This is a genomic window from Vibrio sp. 1401, assembly GCF_033340295.1.
The window spans coordinates 1-1,050 of the sequence record NZ_JAWOWF010000148.1 but is presented as its reverse complement, the minus strand read 5'-3'; the positions used below and the strand labels follow the sequence as shown (position 1 = coordinate 1,050).

The following is a 1,050-nucleotide window of genomic DNA, read 5'->3' as shown; positions in this document are numbered from 1 at the left end:
CGTTCCTTATATTGACGTAATGCTTGTGCTGTTAATTATTTTTATGGCGACCGCTCCGTTTGTAACTCAAGGCGTAGATGTCGATCTACCAAAGACATCAAATGCAACTCCTGCTCAAGAACTTGCAGGGGATACAGATAGCAGCTTTATCATCATTGAAATCGATCGTGACGGCAATTTAGGCCTAAGCGTGAACGATGAAGAAGTGCAACGTGGTCTTTCACTGCAAGATGTCATTGTTCGAGTTAAAGCAGAGCGTTCCATCAAACCTGATTCACCAGTCGCAGTAGGCGGCGATGCAGCGACGCCATACGCTGATGTTGTCCTTTTACTTGATGAATTGAGTCGTGCTGGAATCCCTAAAGTAGGGCTCCTGACCGATATTAGGGAATAAACGTCAATATTCATGAAAGACAAAAAGAAACAATCGAAAGAGTACACTAAACCGATAGTCATATCGGTAGGTCTGCATGCTCTCTTGGTAGCAGCATTGCTCTGGGGTACTGATTTTGCGATGACCAAACCTGAGCCAACTGGACAGATGGTTCAGGCTGTCGTGATAGACCCTAAACTGGTGCAACAACAAGCGAAAGAAATTCGTCAGCAGCGTGAAAAAGCGGCCAAAAAAGAGCAAGATCGTCTTGATAAATTAAGACGTGAGGCGGAGCAGCTTGAGAAAAACCGTAAGGCTGAAGAAGAACAAATTCGTAAGTTGAAAGAACAGCAAGCGAAAGATGCAAAAGCGGCCAGAGAAGCTGAAGCGGCTCGCAAGCAAAAAGAGCAGGAACGCAAAGTAGAAGAAGAACGAGTTCGCCAAGAAAAAGAGCGTGCAGCTAAACTTGAGAAAGAGCGTAAAGCGAAAGAAGAAGCTGTACGTAAAGCAGAGCAGGAACGTTTAGCCAAAGAAGCGGCGATTGCTAAAGCGGAACAAGAGAGGGTAGCTCGCGAGAAGGCGGCAAAAGAAGCGGAAGAAAAGGCAAAACGTGAACGCGAGGCGGCTCAAAAAGCTGAACAAGAACGCATTGCGAAAGAAAAAGCGGCAAAAGAAGC

2 protein-coding genes are annotated in these 1,050 nt (G+C 45.9%); both read left to right on the top strand.

Going from position 1 to position 1,050, the window contains the following annotated elements:
- On the top strand, positions 1–394 hold a 394-nt coding region (locus R7Z77_RS24190), incomplete at its 5' end, for an ExbD/TolR family protein (RefSeq protein ID WP_318136906.1).
- 12 nt (positions 395–406) lie between these two features.
- Positions 407–1,050: cell envelope integrity protein TolA (gene tolA / locus R7Z77_RS24185; protein WP_318136905.1), on the top strand; the 644-nt coding region annotated here is incomplete at its 3' end.